Annotated in this window: 16 protein-coding genes (1 of these 16 running past the window's edge); 9 read left to right on the top strand and 7 right to left on the bottom strand. The window is 64.8% G+C overall.

Going from position 1 to position 19,944, the window contains the following annotated elements:
* From AC1RUR_RS14875 to AC1RUR_RS14855, 5 genes are all read left to right on the top strand, one after another.
* Positions 1-430: the 3' portion of a hypothetical protein gene (locus tag AC1RUR_RS14875; RefSeq protein ID WP_492845141.1), read on the top strand. 158 nt of this gene lie to the left of the window's left edge; the window shows 430 of its 588 coding nt (coding positions 159-588); its start codon lies beyond the left edge, outside the window; its stop codon occupies positions 428-430.
* Between the two features lie 152 nt (positions 431-582).
* Positions 583-1,356 carry an SDR family NAD(P)-dependent oxidoreductase gene (locus AC1RUR_RS14870; RefSeq protein WP_492845139.1) on the top strand — a complete coding sequence of 258 codons (774 nt, stop codon included), beginning with the start codon at positions 583-585 and terminating at the stop codon, positions 1,354-1,356.
* Positions 1,357-1,427: 71 nt separating this feature from the next.
* The gene (locus tag AC1RUR_RS14865) at positions 1,428-1,868 is read left to right on the top strand and encodes an endonuclease domain-containing protein (RefSeq protein WP_492845137.1); all 441 of its coding nucleotides are present in this window, start codon (positions 1,428-1,430) and stop codon (positions 1,866-1,868) included.
* Between the two features lie 331 nt (positions 1,869-2,199).
* Positions 2,200-3,705 (top strand): glycerol kinase GlpK, encoded by a 1,506-nt coding sequence (glpK, locus tag AC1RUR_RS14860; protein WP_492845135.1) that lies wholly within the window; start codon positions 2,200-2,202, stop codon positions 3,703-3,705.
* Between the two features lie 185 nt (positions 3,706-3,890).
* Positions 3,891-4,484, top strand: coding sequence for a GNAT family N-acetyltransferase (locus AC1RUR_RS14855; protein ID WP_492845133.1), 594 nt, complete (start codon positions 3,891-3,893; stop codon positions 4,482-4,484).
* Positions 4,485-4,570: 86 nt separating this feature from the next.
* Here AC1RUR_RS14855 and AC1RUR_RS14850 read toward each other — a convergent pair whose 3' ends face one another.
* Entirely contained in the window at positions 4,571-4,993 is a 423-nt protein-coding gene (locus tag AC1RUR_RS14850) for a DUF6636 domain-containing protein (protein WP_492845131.1), read from the bottom strand.
* 10 nt (positions 4,994-5,003) lie between these two features.
* Complete coding sequence (locus tag AC1RUR_RS14845) at positions 5,004-5,951, bottom strand: threonine/serine dehydratase (RefSeq protein ID WP_492845129.1); 948 nt, start codon at positions 5,949-5,951, stop codon at positions 5,004-5,006.
* Positions 5,952-6,106: 155 nt separating this feature from the next.
* Between AC1RUR_RS14845 and AC1RUR_RS14840 the strand changes: the two genes are divergently transcribed.
* Positions 6,107-6,736, top strand: a complete 630-nt coding sequence (locus AC1RUR_RS14840) for a glutathione S-transferase family protein (protein ID WP_492845127.1) — start codon at positions 6,107-6,109, stop codon at positions 6,734-6,736.
* Positions 6,737-6,811: 75 nt separating this feature from the next.
* Here the strand turns inward: AC1RUR_RS14840 and AC1RUR_RS14835 are convergent, their stop codons facing one another.
* From AC1RUR_RS14835 to metF, 3 genes are all read right to left on the bottom strand, one after another.
* The gene (locus AC1RUR_RS14835) at positions 6,812-8,512 is read right to left on the bottom strand and encodes a methyl-accepting chemotaxis protein (protein ID WP_492845125.1); all 1,701 of its coding nucleotides are present in this window, start codon (positions 8,510-8,512) and stop codon (positions 6,812-6,814) included.
* Positions 8,513-9,146: 634 nt separating this feature from the next.
* The gene (gene metH, locus AC1RUR_RS14830) at positions 9,147-13,001 is read right to left on the bottom strand and encodes a methionine synthase (RefSeq protein ID WP_492845123.1); all 3,855 of its coding nucleotides are present in this window, start codon (positions 12,999-13,001) and stop codon (positions 9,147-9,149) included.
* 6 nt (positions 13,002-13,007) lie between these two features.
* Positions 13,008-13,928: a methylenetetrahydrofolate reductase [NAD(P)H] gene (gene metF, locus AC1RUR_RS14825; RefSeq protein WP_492845121.1), complete on the bottom strand. Its 921-nt coding sequence runs from the start codon at positions 13,926-13,928 to the stop codon at positions 13,008-13,010.
* Between the two features lie 377 nt (positions 13,929-14,305).
* Here metF and AC1RUR_RS14820 point away from each other — a divergent pair, with 377 nt between their 5' ends.
* Entirely contained in the window at positions 14,306-15,319 is a 1,014-nt protein-coding gene (locus AC1RUR_RS14820; RefSeq protein WP_492845119.1) for an LLM class flavin-dependent oxidoreductase, read from the top strand.
* A 125-nt stretch (positions 15,320-15,444) separates the two neighbouring features.
* Here AC1RUR_RS14820 and AC1RUR_RS14815 read toward each other — a convergent pair whose 3' ends face one another.
* On the bottom strand, positions 15,445-16,305 hold the full coding sequence (locus AC1RUR_RS14815) for a prephenate dehydratase (RefSeq protein ID WP_492845117.1): 861 nt from the start codon (positions 16,303-16,305) through the stop codon (positions 15,445-15,447).
* 21 nt (positions 16,306-16,326) lie between these two features.
* On the bottom strand, positions 16,327-17,067 hold the full coding sequence (locus AC1RUR_RS14810) for a 3-deoxy-manno-octulosonate cytidylyltransferase (protein ID WP_492845115.1): 741 nt from the start codon (positions 17,065-17,067) through the stop codon (positions 16,327-16,329).
* Positions 17,068-17,288: 221 nt separating this feature from the next.
* Between AC1RUR_RS14810 and AC1RUR_RS14805 the strand changes: the two genes are divergently transcribed.
* On the top strand, positions 17,289-17,843 hold the full coding sequence (locus AC1RUR_RS14805; protein ID WP_492845113.1) for a c-type cytochrome: 555 nt from the start codon (positions 17,289-17,291) through the stop codon (positions 17,841-17,843).
* A 207-nt stretch (positions 17,844-18,050) separates the two neighbouring features.
* Positions 18,051-19,940, top strand: coding sequence for an extracellular solute-binding protein (locus tag AC1RUR_RS14800; protein WP_492845111.1), 1,890 nt, complete (start codon positions 18,051-18,053; stop codon positions 19,938-19,940).
* The last annotated feature ends 4 nt before the right edge of the window (positions 19,941-19,944 follow it).

Below are 19,944 nucleotides of genomic sequence, written 5' to 3'. Positions count from 1 at the left end.
CGCGCTGACCGAGAAGCAGATCGACGGCGTGCTTGCCGCGCAGAAGGACATGGACGCGATCACGGAGAAGCTGCCGGAGAACGCCGCGCCCGACCAGAAGACGATCGCCCAGCTCGACGGCATCGCCAAGAAGAACGGCTTTGCCGGCTATGACGACTACAACAACGTCGTCGACAACATCAGCCTGGTGCTCGGCGGCTTCGATCCCGCGACCAAGAAATATGTCGGCACCGATGCCGTGGTCAAAGCGCAGATCGCGCAGGTCCAGGCCGACAAGAAGATGCCGGCCAAGGACAAGAAGGAAGCCCTCGACGAGCTCAACGAACTCCTGAAGACGCCGGCGCCGGCCGTCGAGAACAAGGGCAATATCGATCTCGTCAGCAAGTATTACGATAGGCTGGTCGCAGCGCTCGGCGACGACCAGAACTGAGCTCCCAGCCGACGCCTCCGTCAGCGGCGTATCGGCCCCTCGACGGATTGCGCGGCGCCAGCCACACTCACCGCTGTCATATCGCCCGGCCCGGCCTCGCCAGAGGCTTCGCCGGGCGATCACGACTGAACAAGCGGAATCTGGGAGGCACCATGAAAAACACCCCGTTCGATCTCACCGGAAAGGTCGCAATCGTCACCGGCTCGAGCCGCGGCATCGGCCGCTCCTCGGCAGAGCTGCTGGCCAGGTTAGGGGCCAAGGTCGTGGTCTCCTCGCGCAAGGCGGAGGCCTGCCAGGAGGTCGCCAACGGCATCAATGCGGCCGGCGGTGACGCCATCGTCATCCCCTGCAACATCGCGCGCAAGGCCGAGGTCGAGGCGCTGGTCGCGGGCGCGACGAAGCATTACGGCAAGATCGACATCCTCGTCTGCAACGCCGCGGTCAATCCCTATTACGGCCCGCTGCTCGACATCACCGACGAGGCCTTCGACAAGATCATGGGCTCGAACGTGAAGAGCAACATCTGGCTTTCCGCACTCGCGATCCCGCAGATGGCCGAACGCGGCAACGGCTCGGTGATCATCATCTCCTCGATCGGCGGCTTGCGCGGCTCCACCGTGATCGGCGCCTACGGCATCTCGAAAGCCGCCGACTTCGCGCTGTGCCGCTCGCTCGCCGGTGAATGGGGCCCGAAGGGCGTGCGAGTCAACTGCATCGCGCCCGGCCTCGTCAAGACCGACTTCGCCCGCGCGCTGTGGGAAGACGAAGCCCTGCTGAAGCGCCGCACCGCCACCACGCCGCTGCGCCGCATCGGCGAACCCCACGAAATCGCCGGCGCAGTCGCCTACCTCGCCTCGGACGCGTCGAGCTTCATGACCGGCCAGACCATCGTCATCGACGGCGGCGTGACGACGGCAGCGGTGTAGCCCGTCACCACTTGCAATTGTATCGCGATGCCGCTTCACTTCATCCTCTCCTGCAGGGGGAGGGGCGCTTCGTGTTGAGCATTGCGCAACGCGAAGCGGGGTGGGGTGAAGCCACGCAAATGGTCTCGACATCAATCCGACGTGCAGCCGCAAAGAAGCTGAGGGCCAATACGACCCCGCATGAGCGGATATTGTGGCGAGCCCTCAAGGATATTCCGATCGAAGGCTCGCACTTCCGCCGGCAAGCGCCGATCGGCGCCTACATCGTCGACTTCTTCTGCCCGGCCAGGCGCCTCATCATCGAGCTCGATGGCGGGCACCACAACGAGGACGACACAGCCAGGCGAGACCTTGAGCGTCAACGCTGGCTCGAGAACGAAGGCTATCGAATCATCCGCTTCTGGAACTCCGAGATCACGAGCGACCTGACCGCCGTGCTTGAGCGCATCTATGTCGAGCTATACGGATCGCGTGATGCGGAGACAAAGCGACTGAAACATCGCCGCCCCTAGCCGCGCCTTCTCTTACCCTCCCCTGGAGGGGGAGGGTCGCTGCGCATGCAATGCGCAGCGGGGTGGGGTGACAGACTATCCGCGAATGCAGTGCCCCCCGAATACGCGGGAGAGATCGTTCTCTTCGACGCAAGTGAGACCGCCTTTGCGGCTTCACCCCACCCCGCCCGCGCGTTGCGCGGTCGACCCTCCCCCTGCAGGGGAGGGTAAGCAAGAGCCAGCCTTGACCTTCCGCCTTCAATCCGCTCCCTTTGGCGCGACAGAACGATCCCTTCTGGGAAAACGCCAAGAGACCGCCAAGAAAACCTGAGAAAACGCCAGGGTAGCTTCCATGTCTTTCGTCCTTGCCATCGACCAGGGCACCACCTCATCGCGCGCCATCGTGTTTCGCAGCGATATTTCCATCGCCGCCCGCGCGCAGCAGGAGTTTCCGCAGCATTTCCCGGCCTCGGGCTGGGTCGAGCATGAGCCGGAGGACATCTGGACCTCGACCGTGAACGTCTGCCGCGATGCGATCGCGCAGGCCGGCATCAGCGCAAAGGACATCGCCGCGATCGGCATCACCAACCAGCGCGAGACCACGGTGGTGTGGGACCGCGCCACCGGCCAGGCCGTGCACCGCGCCATCGTCTGGCAGGACCGCCGCACCGCCGACATCTGCGCCAAGCTCAAGGCCGACGGCCGCGAGCCGGTGATCTCGCAGAAGACCGGCCTGATCATCGATCCCTATTTCTCCGGCACCAAGGTCGCCTGGATCCTCGACCACGTCCCCGGCGCGCGGGCGCGCGCCGCGCGCGGCGAATTGATGTTCGGCACCATCGACTGCTATCTGCTCTGGCGCCTCACGGGCGGCAAGGTCCACGCCACCGATGCCACCAACGCCTCGCGCACGCTGCTGTTCAACATCCACACCGGCGAGTGGGACGACGAGCTCTTGGAGATCATCGGCGTGCCGCGCTCGATGCTGCCCGAGGTGAAGGATTCGTCCGCCCGCTTCGGCGAGAGCCTGCCCGACCTGTTCGGCGGCGCCATCGCGATCTCAGGCATCGCCGGCGACCAGCAGGCCGCGACCATCGGCCAGGCCTGCTTCCGCCCGGGCATGATGAAGTCCACCTACGGTACCGGCTGCTTCGCGCTGCTCAACACCGGCACCACGCCGGTGGTGTCGAAGAACAAGCTGCTCACCACCGTCGCCTATCAGCTCGCCGGCAAACGCACCTACGCGCTCGAAGGCTCGATCTTCGTCGCGGGCTCGGCGGTGCAGTGGCTGCGCGACGGCCTCGGCATCATCAAGCACGCCGCCGAGACCGGACCTCTTGCCGATCAGTCGGACTCCATGCAGAGCGTCTATCTCGTCCCCGCCTTCGTCGGCATGGGCGCGCCCTACTGGAATCCGCGCGTCCGCGGCGCGCTGTTCGGCCTCACCCGCAACACCGGTCCCGCCGAGCTTGCGCATGCCGCGCTCGAAAGCGTCTGCTACCAGACCTTCGATCTCTGGGCCGCGATGCGTGCGGACTGGCCGAGCTCGGAGACCGCCAGCGTCGTGCTGCGCGTCGACGGCGGCATGACCGCCTCCGACTGGACCATGCAGCGCCTCGCCGATCTGCTGGACGCACCGGTAGATCGCCCCGTGATCCAGGAGACCACAGCGCTCGGCGCCGCCTACCTCGCCGGGCTCCAGGCCGGCGTCTATCCCGAGCCGACAAAATTCGCCGACAATTGGCGCCTCGAGCACCGCTTCAAGCCGAACATGAGCGAGGCAACGCGCGAACGAAAGCTCGCCGGCTGGGCGCGCGCCGTGAAGGGCGTGCTGGCGAGCGACGAGGGGGAGGGGTAGGCACGCCCTCTTCGAGTCGTCCCGGCGAAGGCCGGGACCCATACGCCGCAGCAGATGTTGTGAACGGGACTAGTCGTTCGAACATCGCAAAACAATTTATACTCGTGGTTATGGGTCCCGGCCTTCGCCGGGACGACACTGTTTGTGTGGTCGCCGCCTTGGCCTGAACTGAACGAGTCAGCCCTATGATCCTCCCCGACGGCTATTCCGACATCCCCGCCGGCAAGATCGCCGCCGTCGTCACGCATCTCGAGATGACCGCGCGCCCCGCGCGCCGTGACGACCCTCCCGGCAATTGGTCGCTGCGCAAGGTCGACACCCCCGCGCTTCCCTGGTATCGCGATCTCCACCGCCGCGTCGGCGAGGACTGGCTGTGGTTTTCGCGCGCACGCATGAACGATGCGGAGCTCGCCGCAATCATCCACGCGCCTGGAATCGAAGTCTGCGCGCTGGTTGCAGACGGCCGCGACGAAGGCCTGCTGGAGCTGGATTTCCGCGAAGCCGACCAGTGCGAGCTGGTCTATTTCGGCGTCACCGCCGGCCTGATCGGGCGAGGTGCCGCCCGCTTCCTGATGAACCGCGCGATGGAGCTCGCATGGTCGCGCGAGCTCCGCCGCGTCTGGGTGCACACCTGCACCTTCGACCATCCCTCCGCCGTCGCATTCTACCAGCGCTCCGGCTTCCGCCCGTTCCGCCGCCAGATCGAGATTGCCGACGACCCGCGCCTCGATGGCACGGCACCGCGGACGGCGGCGAAGCATGTGCCGATCATCGAATAGCGCGCGCGCTCGTAGCCCGGATGGAGCGAAGCGTAATCCGGGACAGCATCCCCGCATTCCGCTCCGGTCCATGCGGAGCTACGATCTCAAAACACCTTCTGCTCCGCCCTTGCCAGCGAGAACCCGTGCTGCATCGCGTTGAAGCACGTCAGCCCCGTCTGCTCCGACCGGCACGTAAATCCCCCGCGCTGCCACACCTCGCCATAGGCCAGCACCGGCAGCGACGGGTCCATCACCGTGTCGCCGGCGCAGATGCGACCGGCGCTGCCCTTCGCGCTCATCTCGAAGGCGTGGCCCCAGTCGAGCTCGCAATCGGCGGGCCGGCGCGGGCGCGTCTCCATGTTCATGATGTCGCAGCGGAGCACGCCCTGGCCATTGTCGGTGAAGAACTGGCAGACGATGTTCTTCGACGGGGTCAGGAAGCCGATCGGGCGATCCTGGGCGTGGGCGCCGTGGCTGGTCAGGGATAGCAGGATCAACGTCAGGACGAATCCGCGATGCCTGATCATGCGACGCTTCCTAGCTGTTGAAATTCACCGCCGTGGTATTGGCGCCGCAGACCAGCACTGCGACCCGCTCGCCGGGTGAGGGACGATAGCGGCCGGACAGCAGCGCGGCAAACGCGGTTGCGCCACCGGGCTCGGCCACCAGGCGCAGGCTCGACCACAACGCCGTCTGCGCCTGCCGGATCGCATCGTCGGTGACCAGGACGACTCGCTCGACATGGGCCCGTGCGATTGGGAACATCAATTCGCCGACGCGTCGCGGTGCAAGGCTGTCGGCGGCGATGCCGCCGGCGGGCGCATCGACCGGCGCGCCCGCCGCGAAGGCGGCATGCAGCGTCGGCGACTGCTCCGGCTCGACCGCGACGATGCGCGTCCTGCCGGCGCACCACGCCGCGGTGCCGCCGATCAGTCCGCCGCCGCCGACCGCCACCAGCAGCGTGTCGATGCCGGGCGCGTCCTGCTCCAGCTCCAGGGCGACGCTGCCCTGGCCCAGCAGGGTTTCGACCTGGTCGTAGGCATGGACGGCAAGCGCCCCGGTCTGCGCGACATGGGCCTCGCTCGCGGCGAGCGCATCGGCGTAGCGGCTGCCCGCAATCACGAGATTCGCGCCATAGCTCCTGATCCGCTCGGCCTTGGCCGGCGAGGTGATGTCAGGCACGAAGACCGTCGCGGCAACGCCGAGGCGTTGTGCGGCATAGGCGACCGCCGCGCCGTGATTGCCACCCGAAGCGGCCACGACACCGGCCTCCGGCACCTGCCGCAACAGCAGATTGGCAAAGGCGCCCCGCGCCTTGAACGATCCTGAATGCTGCAGCAGCTCGAGCTTGAACGTGACGGGCGCCGCCTGCAGGCCGAAATCGGCGAGATCGGCCTGGACGAGCGGCGTACGCCGGATGTGTGGACGGATGACGGCCTCGGTCGCCGCAATCCGCTCCCGATTGATGTCTGATGTCACTGTCATGTTGCCGTCCTTGATAGCGCATCCGCGAGACGCTGTCGCGGCGCCGTTGCATCCGGCGCAATGCTCCATTTCCAAGATCTTTCTTGCGCGGCGGCGATCCTGTCGTGGAAACTGATCGGCCCTGCCTTGTTCAACGACAAAGAAGAGCGAGAACCATGTTCCTGATCGGCCAATATGATTCCCCCTTCGTCCGCCGGGTCGCGATTGCGCTCAGGCTTTACGGGCTCGCCTTCGAGCACAGGCCGTGGTCGACCTTCGGCGACGCCGACAGAATAGCGCCGTATAATCCGTTGCGCCGCGTGCCGACGCTGGTCCTGGACGACGGCGAGGCGCTGATCGAGAGCACGATCATCCTGGATCATCTCGACGAGCTGGTCGGCGAGGCGAAGGCGATGCTGCCGCGAAGCGGCGCCGACCGGCGAAGGCATTTGCGCATCTGCGCGCTCGCCTCCGGCCTCGGCGACAAGGCCGTCAGCCTGCTCTACGAGCGTGTGCTGCGGAAGGAGCAGCTCGCGCTGTGGGTCGAACGGTGCCAGGCGCAGATCGGCGACGTGCTGAAGGTGCTCGAAGCCGAACGTGGCCGCGTGACGACATCATACTGGCTGGGGGATCGCATCGGCCACGCCGACATCGCGGTCGCCTGCGTCGTCCGCTTCACCCGCGAGGCGCACCCGCAATTGTTCGACGCAGCGCGCTATCCGGCGCTCGCGGCGCATGCCGCGCGCTGCGAGGCGCTTATCCCGTTCCAGGAGATCGTGCAGCCGCTGGCGCCGCCGAAGGGGTGAACGTGTCGCTCCGCCGGATCCTCGCGGAAGAGAAGCGCGGGATATCCCAAGAAAAGCGGTAGCCGCAGCCGGCGGTCAGGCCGCTCGCACCGTTTCGAGGAATTTGCTGACCTCGCGCTTGAGGCGGCCGCTCTCTGCCGCCAGCGATTTGGCCGCCGTCAGCACGTCCGCCGAGGACGAGCCCGTCTCGGTCGCGCCGCGCTGCACGTCGGTGATGTTGGAGGAGACCTCCTGCGTCCCGTGCGCGGCTTGCTGGACATTGCGCGCGATCTCCTGCGTCGCTGCGCCCTGTTCTTCCACCGCCGAGGCGATCGCCGACGAGACCTCGGAGAGTTTTTCGATGGTGCCGCTGATCTCCTTGATCGCGCTCACTGACTCGTGGGTCGCGGACTGAATGCCGGTGATCTGTTGGCCAATCTCGTCGGTCGCTTTGGCGGTCTGTGCCGCCAGCGCCTTCACCTCGGAGGCGACCACGGCAAATCCGCGGCCTGCCTCGCCGGCGCGCGCGGCCTCGATGGTCGCGTTCAGTGCCAGCAGATTGGTCTGGCTGGCGATGCTGTTGATCAACTCGATGACGTCTCCGATCCGGGCCGCAGCGTTCGACAGCTCGCTTACCCGATCGGTGGTGGTGCGGGCCTGATGAACGGCTTCTCCGGCCATCCGGGCGGAATCCTGGACCTGGCGGCTGATCTCGTTGACCGAGGACGACAGCTCTTCCGTCGCGGACGCAACCGACTGCACGTTGGTCGAGGCCTCCTCGGAGGCCGCCGCGACGGTCGTGGCGAGTTCCTCGGCCCGTTCAGCGGTGGACGTGAGCACGCCCGCGGACGATTCGAGCCGCGACGAATGGGTGGAAACGGTTTCGATGATCAGGCCGACGGCCGCTTCGAAATCGTCGGCCATCTTGAGCATGTCGGTCTTGCGCTGAGTCATGGCCCTCGCCTCGGCCTCCTTCTGCTCGGCCTCGAGCTTCAGGCGCGCCACGGCGTTGCTCTTGAACACCTCGACGGCGGCAGCCATCTCGCCGACTTCGTCGGCCCGGCCGATACCAGGCACTGCGGCGTCGAGCTTGCCGCCCGCAATGTCCTTCATCGCGACTGCCATTTGTTGCAGCGGCCGCGTGATGAGGCGGGCGACGAATACAGAGATCGTGAGCACGAGCGGCAGGAGCACGGCCAGGATCACCAGGGAGCGCTTCGTCGAGGACCATTTCTGCGCTTCGAGATCGTCGATGTAGACGCCAGTGCCGATCGCCCAGGTCCAGGGAGCAAAGCCCTCGACATAGCTGAGCTTGGGCTGGGCCCGTTCGGAGCCGGGCTTGGGCCAGTAATAGTCGACATAGCCGCGGCTGTTGGTCCGAACCTTCTCGATCATCTCGGTGAAAAAGTGCTTGCCGGTCTCGTCCTTGAAGTCCGACAGGTCCTGCCCGATGAGCTTTTCCGAGACCGGGTTCATCAGGAGCCGGCCGCGCATGTCCATGATGAAGAAGTAGTCGTTGTTGCCATAGCGAAGCGCTGCGACGCGCGCCAACGCGCGCTTCTGTGCGTCGGTCTCCGTCACTTCCCGCTTCTGCGCGGCATCATACTCCTGCCTGATGACTCCAAGCGCCACTTCGGCGACATGACGGAGTTCGAGCTCCCTCTGTTGCGTCAGGCTCGAGCCGAGCTCGCGCGAATCCAGGTAGGCGATTCCTATCAGACCGATGAAGCTGAGGCCGATCAGCGCATAGATCCTGCTGCCGATTGTCATCCTGGGGCGGAACGAAGCGAAGGGCATTGTCTGATCCTCGAGGCGCGGCAGATCCGCATTGAATTGTTGATTGTTGGACCGCGCCCGCATCGAACGGCGGCTCACTGCCGAAGCCGAAATTATACGGATGCGCTTCAGTGACCGTTAAGGAGGCATGCCGTAGTTCCACGGGACGACTGCGCCGTGTTGTCGCGGTTGCACGCACGATAGCGTGCACATGTTCGACATCGCGGAATTATCCTGCCGATACTTCCCGCGCGCCGCGCAATCGTTCGTCCCTGCGCCTTGCAGGACATTAACGGCAGTCGATCGCAATCCTGCTTCTGCGCGCAGCAATGGTTGTCGTGTGCGAAGAGCTGCGACACGACAGCTGCGGATCGTCTGTCGGGAAAATCGTTTCGTTCACGCGAAGTCCTGCCGGTCCTCCGCAGCGGACATCGCTGCGGAACTCGCGCGTCGTTTCCGGATACCGTGCAGCCGCGAAAATCGTGGCGCGTGCCCCGGGGCTGACGATGATCGGCGCGGTGGGCGATGGTGGAATATTACAGGTGTTTTGCCCGACGGATCAAGTCATTTTCGGTAACACCGAAATTCCTCAAGCCTTTCAACTCCATTCTACTGTGCATGGGGTTGTTTTCGCATTTTTGTTTGGAAGGCGGACCTACCCCGCCCCCGCGCGCTTCTTCTGCCAGACGAGGTGCACCGCGCAGGTGCAGCCCGGCGGATGCGAGGCGAGATCCGCTGGCGTCTCGTCGTTCGCGGGCGTTGCCGCGAAGGCCTTGTCGGTCTGTTGCGACGGGATGTAGTTCAGCACCGGTGCCAGCCAGCGCTCGGCCTCCGCGACCGTCATGCCCTTGCGCGCGGCATAATCCTCGACCTGGTCGCGCTCGATCTTGCCGACGCCGAAATAATAGCTCTCGGGGCTGGCGAAATAGAGCCCTGACACGGATGAGCCCGGCCACATCGCAAAGCTCTCGGTCAGCTTCACACCGGCGGTGGCCTCCGCATCCAGCAGCTCGAACAGCGTGGCCTTCTCGGTGTGGTCGGGCTGCGCGGGATAGCCGGGCGCGGGACGGATGCCCTGGTATTTTTCGAGGATCAGATCATCGGGGGAGAGTGTCTCGTCCGGCGCATAGGACCAGAACTCACGGCGCACGCGGGCATGCATGCGCTCGGCGAAGGCTTCGGCGAGGCGGTCGGCCAGCGCCTTGCACAGGATCGAGGAGTAGTCGTCATTGGCGCTTCTGAAGCGGTCGGCGACCGCGTCCTCGCCGATGCCGGCGGTGACGACGAAGCCGCCGACATAATCGGGCACGCCGGTGCCGACAGGCGCGACGAAGTCGGCGAGCGCCGCGTTGAAACGGCCCTCGCGCTTTTCGAGCTGCTGGCGCAGCGTGTGCAGCGTCGCGATCTGCTTGGTCCGGCTGTCGTCGGCATAGAGCACGATGTCGTCGCCTTGCGCATTCGCCGGCCAGAAGCCGACGGTGGCGCGCGCCCGGAACCATTTTTCCCTGACGATCAGGTCGAGCATCTTGCGCGCGTCGTCGTAGAGCGAACGCGCGACCTCGCCGACCTTGGCGTCGTCGAGAATGGCGGGGAAGCGTCCCGCGAGCTCCCAGGTCTGGAAGAACGGCGTCCAGTCGATATAGGGCACGAGCTCGGCGAGATCGTATTCGTCGAAGCTGCGGGTGCCCAGGAAGGTCGGCTTCACCGGCTTGTTCCTGGCAAAGTCGACCGGCACCCGGTTGGCGCGGGCTACATCCAGCTTCAGCCGCTTCTTGTCGGCCTGCGCGCGCAGATGCGCATCCGAGATCTTGGCATATTCGGCCCGCACCTCGGCGGCATAGGCTTCGCGCCTCTCGGGCGAGAGCAGCGAGGAGGCGACACCGACGGCGCGGCTGGCGTCATTCACGTGGACCACGGGACCGGCGCGATAGCTCGGGTCGATCTTGACCGCGGTATGCACGCGGCTCGTGGTGGCGCCGCCGATCAAGAGCGGCAGCTTGAGGCCTTCGCGCTGCAATTCACCGGCGAAGAACGCCATCTCGTCGAGCGAGGGCGTGATCAGGCCTGATAGCCCGACGATGTCGGCCTTCTCCGCCTTCACGGTCTCGACGATCTTCGCCGCCGGCACCATCACGCCGAGATCGATGACCTCGAAATTGTTGCACTGGAGCACGATGCCGACGATGTTCTTGCCGATGTCGTGGACGTCGCCCTTCACGGTCGCGAGCACGATCTTGCCGGCGGACGAGGAGCCCTCGGTGCCGATGCCGTTGGCGAGGTTGCGCGCCTTCTCTTCCTCCATGAACGGCATCAGCCAGGCCACCGCCTGCTTCATCACGCGCGCGGACTTCACCACCTGCGGCAGGAACATCTTGCCGTCGCCGAAGAGGTCGCCGACCACGTTCATGCCGGCCATCAGCGGCCCCTCGATCACGTCGAGCGGGCGCTTCGACTCCTTGCGGGCCTCTTCGGTGTCCACCTCGATGAACTCGGTGATCCCGTGCACCAGCGAATGCGACAGCCGCTTGGCCACCGGCCATTCGCGCCAGGCGAGATCGGCTTCCTTGGTCTGGGTCTTGGTGCCGCGGAATTTTTCCGCCAGCGCCAGCAGGCGCTCGGAGGCGCCAGGATCGCGATTGAGGATGACGTCCTCGCAGACCTGGCGCAGTTCGGCGTCGATGTCGTCATAGACGATCATCTGTCCGGCATTGACGATGCCCATGTCCATGCCGGCCTTGATGGCGTGATACAGGAACACCGAGTGCATGGCCTCGCGCACCGGCTCGTTGCCGCGGAACGAGAACGACAGGTTGGAGACGCCGCCCGAGATATGCGCGCCCGGCAGGTTCTGGCGGATCCAGCGCGTCGCCTCGATGAAGTCGACGCCGTAATTGTTGTGCTCCTCGATGCCGGTCGCAATCGCGAAGATGTTGGGATCGAAGATGATGTCCTCGGGCGGGAAGCCGACGCGGTTGACGAGGATGTCGTAGGCGCGCTTGCAGATCTCGGTCTTGCGCGCGAACGTGTCGGCCTGGCCGACCTCGTCGAACGCCATCACCACGACCGCTGCGCCGTGGCGACGGGCGATCCTGGCCTCGTGGATGAACTTCTCCTCGCCTTCCTTCATCGAGATCGAGTTGACGACCGGCTTGCCCTGCACGCATTTCAGGCCGGCTTCGATCACCGAGAATTTCGAAGAGTCGACCATCACGGGGACGCGGGCGATGTCGGGCTCGGCGGCGACGAGATTGAGGAACGTCACCATCGCGGCTTCCGAGTCCAGAAGCCCCTCGTCCATGTTGACGTCGATGATCTGGGCGCCGTTCTCGACCTGGTCGCGCGCGACCTGCAGCGCGGCGGTGTAGTCGCCGGCGGTGATCAGCTTGCGGAAGCGGGCCGAGCCCGTGACGTTGGTGCGCTCGCCGACGTTCACGAACGGAATCGCGTCGGTCAGGATGAAGGGCTCGAGGCCGGAGAGCCGCAGGCGCGGCTCGATCTCCGGCACGATGCGCGGCTTGTGCGGGGCGACCGCGGCCGCAATCGCCGCGATATGGTCCGGCGTGGTGCCGCAGCAGCCGCCGACGATGTTGACGAGGCCGGACGCCGCGAACTCGCCGACCAGGCGCGCCATGTATTCCGGGGTCTCGTCATATTGGCCGAATTCGTTGGGCAGGCCGGCGTTGGGGTACGCGCAGACCAGCGTGTCGGCGACGCGGCCGATATCGGCGATATGCGCGCGCAGATCTTCGGCGCCGAGCGCACAGTTGAAGCCGATGGTCACGGGCCTGGCGTGCCGCACCGAATTCCAGAACGCCTCTGGCATCTGCCCGGAGAGCAGGCGGCCGGACTTGTCGGTGATGGTGCCGGACACCATCACCGGCACGTCGATGCCGCGCGCTTCGGTGATCTCGGCGATCGCATAGAGCGCCGCCTTGGCGTTCAGCGTGTCGAAAATGGTCTCGACCAGCAGCAGATCGACGCCGCCGTCGAGCATGCCGTTGATCTGCTCGCCATAGGATTTGCGCAAATCGTCGAAGGTGACGGCGCGGTATCCGGGGTTGGACACGTCAGGCGAGATCGAGGCGGTGCGGTTGGTTGGTCCGATGGCACCCGCAACGAAGCGCGGTTTGCCGTCCTCGGCTTCGACGCGCCTTGCGGCATTGCCGGCGAGGCGGGCGCCTTCGCGCGCCATCTCGTAGACGATGTCGGTGAGGTCGTAATCGGCCTGCGCGATCGAGGTGGTCGAGAAGGTGTTGGTCGCGACGATGTCGGCACCGGCGCGCAAATAGGCGGCGTGGATGTCCTCGATCGCCTGCGGCTGGGTCAGGATCAAGAGATCGTTGTTGCCGCGCAGGTCGCGGTGAAAATTCTTGAAGCGCTCGCCGCGGAAGGCGGCCTCGTCGAACTGGAGGTTTTGGATCATCGTGCCCATGGCGCCGTCGAGCACCAGGATGCGTTCACGCGCGGCGTTGAGCAGGGCAGTTCGCTTGGGAGAGGGAGTTACGGTCATTGTGTCTTAAGCCGCCTTCTGCGCGCTCTTGGCGCGGATGCCGAGCAAATGGCTGATCGCGAACACGAGATCGGCGCGGTTCATGGTGTAGAAATGGAACGTGTCGACGCCGCGCTTCGCCAGCTTCTGCACCTGGCCGGCCGCGACGGTCGCGGCCACCAGCTTGCGGGTCTCGGCGTCCTCGTCGAGGCCTTCGAATTTCTCGGCCAGCCAGTCCGGCACGGAGGTGCCGGTGCGGGTGACGAAGGCTCTCGCCTGCTTGAAATTGTGCATGGGCATGATGCCCGGCACGATCGGAATATCGATGCCGCGCGCACGGACGCGGTCGAGATAGCGGAAGTAGAGGTCGTTATCGAAGAACACCTGCGTGATCGCGCGCGCAGCGCCGGCGTCGACCTTGGCCTTCAGCGTGTCGATGTCGGCATCGAAGTCGCGCGCTTCGGGATGCTTCTCGGGGTAGGCCGAGACCGACACTTCGATATCCGCGTGCCGCTTCTTGATGCCGGCGACGAGGTCGGCAGAGCTCTGGTAGCCGTCGGGATGGCTCGAGTAGGGCGTGCCGATGCCGCCAACGGGATCGCCACGCAGGGCCACGATGTGGCGGACGCCGACCTCGTGATAGCGGTCGACGATCTCGTCGATCTCGCCGCGGGAGGCGCCGACGCAGGTCAGGTGCGCGGCCGGCAGCAGCGCGGTCTCCTTGAGGATACGGGTGATGGTCGAGTGGGTCCGCTCACGGGTCGAACCGCCGGCGCCGTAGGTCACCGAGACGAATTTCGGGTCGAGCGGCGCCAGCCGGTTGATGGTCTCCCAGAGATTCCGCTCCATATCTTCCGACTTGGGCGGGAAGAACTCGAAGGAGATCGCAGGCCGCTTCAGGTACCCGTCTTGCCCGTCGGCTGTCGCAGGCGTCGTCAGATCAGTCATGGCACCACTCACTCCAGGTCTTCGCGGCCCGCGGTCAGGTCTAGATTGGGAGTTGCTAAGATAAGCCAAAGCGGCCGTACTCGACAGCCCATCGGAGATGGGAAGTAGCCCACTTATGTGATAATGTATTGAATTTTTACGACTATAGAATTTATTGTGGGCTGAGCGGTATGTTATTAATATAAGTAATATCAATGAGATAGATTATATCTTGCGGTGATCCGGTGGCCGGCATTGTTGTGGGCAGATTGAATTTGCTATCGCGCCAATCTCAATTGTCCCAACAGCGCGCTTGATGGGGCGTATAGGCTCGCACACGCCAGACCTGCGCTACCTGCCCATTGCCGCTGCGCCGCCCTCCACTACGTTAACACGCCATGATCCCGCTCTCAGTCCTCGACCTCTCCGTCGTCACCACAGGCACGAAGCCCGCCGCGGCGCTGCGCAACAGCCTTGATCTGGCGCGCCATGTCGATGGGCTTGGCTATGTCCGCTACTGGCTCGCCGAGCACCACAACCTCGCCTCGGTGGCGAGCCCGGCGCCTGACGTGATGATCGGGCAGATCGCGGCGGTGACGAAGCATATCCGCGTCGGCTCCGGCGGCGTGATGCTGCCCAACCATGCCCCGCTGGTCGTGGCCGAGCGCTTCAAGATGCTGGAGGCGCTGTTTCCCGGCCGCATCGACCTTGGCCTCGGCCGTGCGCCCGGCACCGACGGGGCCACGGCCTACGCGCTGCGCAGCCGGCTCGACCGCCGCGAGGGCGACGATTTCCTGGAACGGCTGCACGAATTGATCCTGTGGCAGACCCGCGAATTCCCCGCAGGTCACCCCTACAACAATGTCGTGGCGATGCCCGACGATACGCCGTTGCCGCCGATCTGGCTGCTCGGCTCCAGCGACTATTCGTCGGAATTGGCGGCGCAAGTCGGCATGGGCTTCGCCTTCGCCCATCATTTTGCCAGCCACGATGCCATCGATGCGATGGTGCATTACCGCAACCGCTTCCAGCCCTCGGCCTGGAGCGCGAGCCCGCACGCGATCCTCGCGGTCGCCGCTATCGCTGCCGACACCGATGAGGAGGCCGAAAGGCTCGCGAGTTCTTTCGACCTCAACCGCCTGCGCCGCGACCGCGGCCAGTATCTGCCGCTGCCGAGCGTCGAGGAAGCGCTGGCCTATCCCTATACGGATTCCGAGCGCACCTCGATCGCCCGCAACCGCTCGCGCCTGTTTGTCGGCAATCCAGCGACGGTGCAGAAAAAACTTCAGCCGCTGATCGATGCCAGCAAGCCGGACGAGTTGATGGTGATCACGGCCGTCTACGATCACGACGCGCGGAAGAAGTCGTATTCGCTGCTGGCGGAGGCGTTTGGGCTGAAGGCGGCCGCGTAAAGCTCTCTTGCCCCGGACGCAGCGCAACACTCTCCAGCGGTGCGCTGCTGAGCCGGGGCCCATCGCAGTCCGGGTCTCGCGGCCCCTGGGTCCCGGCTCGCGCTTTGCGCGTCCGGGACACGAGATCAGTCCTGCTGGGTTTCGCTGAACGTCGCGCGGAACGGGTGGCCGGGATACACGCCGACGATGCGGAATTCACGCGAGAAGAATTTCAGCTCCTCGATCGCGAAGGCGAGGCCCTTGTCCTCGGGGTGGCCGTCGACATCGGCATAAAACTGCGTGGCGAAGAAATTGCCGTCGACCATGTAGCTTTCGAGCTTGGTCATGTTGACGCCGTTGGTGGCAAAGCCGCCGAGCGCCTTGTAGAGCGCGGCTGGCAAATTGCGTACCCGGAATACAAAAGTCGTGACCAGCGGGCCGGAGCCTTGCGCGGCCCATTTCGGCTCGCGTGCCAGCACCACGAAGCGCGTGGTGTTGTGGGCCTCGTCCTCGATGTCCTCGGCGAGGATGTCGAGGCCGTAGATCTTTGCGGCGAGGCGCGAGGCGATCGCGGCGACCGTCTTGTCCTTGCGTTCGGAGATGTCGCGGGCGCTGCCGGCGGTGTCGGCGTGTACGATCGGCTTGATGCCGAGCTTGCGGATGATGCGCCGGCACTGGCCGAGCGCATGGACATGGCTCTCGACGCTCTTGATGTCCTCGATCCTGGTGCCCTTCACCGCCATCAACTGATGCCGGACCGGCAGAAACCATTCGCCGATGATGAAGAGGCCGGAGGCCGGCAGCAGATGATGGATATCGGCAACGCGACCGGCGACCGAATTCTCGATCGGAATCATGCCGAGATCGGCCTCGCCCGACGAGATCGCCGACAGCGCGTCCTCGAAGGTGGCGCAGGGCATCGGCTCGGCGTCGGGATAGGCCTCGACGATGGCGATGTGGGAATTGGCTCCAGGTTCGCCCTGGAATGCGATTTTCAGCTTGCTCATGACGGGCCTTGTAACAGCGGCTCAGGATTTGGAAAGGAGGCTGCGGGCGGTCTCGAGGTCCGCCGGCGTGTCGACCCCGCGGGGCACGGTATCGACAATGGTGAAGTCGATGCGCATCCCGGCCTCCAGCGCCCGGAGCTGCTCGAGCTTCTCCTGCAATTCCAGCGGCGAGGGGGGGAGCGAGACGTAGCGCTCCAGCGCGGCGCGTCGATAGGCGTAGAGGCCGATATGGTGGTAGCGCGGTCCGTCGCCGGTCGGCGCGGTGGCGCGGGTGAAATAAAGTGCGCGCATCCGCTTGCCCCCAAGCGAGGTCCCGATCGCCTTCACGACGCTCGGTGCGAGGTCCTCTTCCTCGGTGTGGATCTGCGAGGCCAGCGTCGCGATGTCCACGGCCGGGTCTTGCAGCGGCGGCAGCACCTCGCGGATATTGTCGATCGTGATGGTCGGGAAATCCCCCTGCAGATTGACCACGATCTCGGCCTTCCCCTCGGGATCGAGCTTCTGCATGGCCTCGTGGATGCGGTCCGAGCCGGAGGGGTGCTCCGGGCGGGTCATCACGGCTTCGCCGCCATGGGCGGTCACGACGGACGCGATCTCGGCGGTGTCGGTTGCGACCGCGACCCGGCCGATGCCGGCGGCTTCCGCGCGGCGCATCACATGCACGATCATGGGCAGGCCCGCGATATCGGCGAGCGGCTTGCCGGGCAGGCGGGTGGCGGCCATGCGGGCCGGGATCAGCACCAGGATGCGGGGATCGGTCATTGGTTTAAAGGCCTGGAAACGGGGGCGTTTTCCGCGCCGAGAAATGGGGTGGGGACGGGTTCGAAGCCGGGTCGCTTATACGGGTTGCCAGACCCCGGGCAAACCGATATCTCAATGGCAAAACTCGGGGAAACAACAAGGAACGCTTTGATTCTCCCGAGGCTCGTCCTGGCGGCCGCTTGGCCGCTATTTCCTTACTGCGGTGTGGGGCCTGGCCGGAAATGGACTCGTTCGAACTCAATAAGATTCTCGGTGCCGTGCTCGGCACCTGTCTCATCCTGCTGGTGACCAGCTTCACCGCGAGCGCGCTGTTCTCGCCCAAGATGCCGGAAAAGCCGGGCTTCGAGATCGCCGTGAAGGAAGACGCTGGCCACGGCAAGGAAGGCGGCGCCGCCGCTGCCCCGTCCGAGCCGATCGAGAAGCTGCTCCAGACCGCTTCCGTCGAGAAGGGCGCTGCCGCAGCCAAGAAATGCGGCGCCTGCCACACCTTCGAGAAGGGCGGCCCGAATCGCGTCGGTCCGAACCTCTATGGCGTCGTCGGAGAGGCCAGGGGCGAGGGCCGTGGCGGCTTCAACTTCTCCGCCGCCATGAAGGGCAAGGGCGGCACTTGGACGTTCGACGACCTCAACAAGTTCATCGCCAATCCGAAGGGCTTCATCCCGGGCACCGCGATGGGCTTCGCCGGCATCCCAAAGGATTCCGAGCGCGCCGACGTGATTGCCTATCTGAATTCGCTGTCAGAGCATCCGCAGCCGATCCCGACGGCCTCGAAGTAAGGCGTCAAAAACCTGTCTTGGAATTAACGGCCGGGCTGAAAAGCCCGGCCGTTTCCGTATCCGGGGCTCGCGGTGAGTTTATCGGGGCGTTTGGCCGCATCCAGGAGGCCGGCCTTCCAAGATGAGGAAAAAGCAACATATTCCGTCGAAACCTCGCCTATATTGGGAACTTAAAGGAGTAGCCTCCTTCAAGACAGGAATGTTGATTTGGCCATTACCCGACGCGATCTCCTGCTCACCAGCACTGCTGCCGCAGCGCTCCCCGCCCTTGGTGTTCCCGTTGTTGGACCGGCCCAGGCGCAGTCGGCGAGCGAGCTCCCATGGCGCCACGCGCTGTCGCTGTTCGGAAAGGTCAAGTACCCCGCCGACTTCAAGCGCTTCGACTACGTCAATCCGGACGCACCCAAAGGCGGCATCGTGCGTCAGATCGCCATTGGCACCTTCGACAATCTCAACATGGTCGTCTCCGGTGTGAAAGGGCAGGTCGCCGGCGCCATCGCGTTTATCTACGAATCCCTGATGGCGTCCTCGCTCGACGAAGTCTCGACCGGATACGGCGCGCTGGCCGAGGCGGTCAGCCATCCCGATGATTTTTCCTTCGTCATCTATCGTCTACGACCACAGGCCAAATGGCATGACGGCAAGCCGGTGACCGCGGATGACGTGATCTTCTCGCTCGATTCCTTCAAGACGCATCACCCGAGATATGCGGCCTACTACAGCCATGTGGTGAAGGCCGAGAAAGTCGGCGAGCGCGATGTGAAGTTCACATTCGACGCGCCGGGCAACCGCGAACTGCCGCAGATCGTGGGAGAACTCACGGTGTTGCCGAAGCACTGGTGGGAGGGGACCGATGCGCAGGGCCGCAAGCGCGATATCTCCACGACCACGCTGGAGATTCCGCTCGGGTCTGGCCCTTATCGGGTCAAGGAGTTCGTCGCGGGCCGGTCGTTCACGCTCGAACGCGCCAAGGACTATTGGGGGCGCGACCTGCCCGCCGCTGTCGGCCAGAACAACTTCGACCAGATCCGCTACGAGTATTTCCGCGACACCACCGTGGCGATCGAGGCCTTCAAGGCCGATCAGGTCGACTGGCGCACTGAGAACAGCGCGAAGAACTGGGCGACAGCCTACGATTTCCCGGCCGTGACCGAAAAGCGGGTGATCCTCGAGCAATTTCCCAATCGCAGCTCTGGCGTCATGCAGGCCTTCGTGCCGAACCTGCGCCGCGCGAAGTTCAGCGATCCTCGCGTGCGTCGCGCGCTCAACTTCGCGTTCGACTTCGAGGAGACGAACAAGCAGCTCTTCTACGGCCAGTACAAGCGCGTCGGCAGCTATTTCGAGGGACTCGAGGATCTGATGGCGACGGGCCTGCCGCAGGGCAAGGAGCTCGATATTCTCGATACGGTCCGTGCCGAAGTCCCGCCTGAGGTCTTCACGACGGCCTACACCAATCCGGTCGGCGGCAGTCCGGAAGCCGTGCGCGACAATCTGCGCGAAGCACTCCGACTGTTCAAGGAAGCCGGCTACGAAGTGCGCGATCGCAAGTTGATCGACGTCAAGACCGGCACCCAGTTCTCTCTCGAGTTGCTGAATGAGGATCCGAGCTTCGAACGGGTCGCGCTGTTTTACAAGCCATCCCTGGAGCGGCTGGGAATTGCCGTGAGCGTGAGGACCGTCGATCCGACCCAATACGAGAACAGGACGCGCGCGTGGGATTTCGACGTGATCACCAAGTCGTGGCCGGAATCGCAGTCACCAGGTAACGAGCAGCGCGAATACTGGTCGTCGAAGACGGCTGACATCGCTGGTTCGCAAAATCTTGCGGGCATCAAAAATCCTGCGGTCGACAAGCTGATCGAACAGGTGATCTATGCCAAGGGGCGCGACGAGCTCGTCGCGGCAACCAAGGCGCTTGACCGTGTGTTGCTGTGGAATCACTTTGTCGTGCCGCAGTGGACCTATTCGAAGGTGCGTACCGCGCGTTGGGATCGCTTCGGCCGACCGGCGGAATTGCCCAGATACGGTGCGTCGGGGTTCCCGTTCATCTGGTGGTACGACGCAGACAAGGCGGCGCGGATCGCAAAGAAGTCGTGAAGGA

The organism is Bradyrhizobium sp. GW821-FHT12B03 (genome assembly GCF_058807535.1).
The sequence above is the reverse complement of the archived record's forward strand: the minus strand, read 5'-3'. Positions and strand labels throughout refer to the sequence as shown.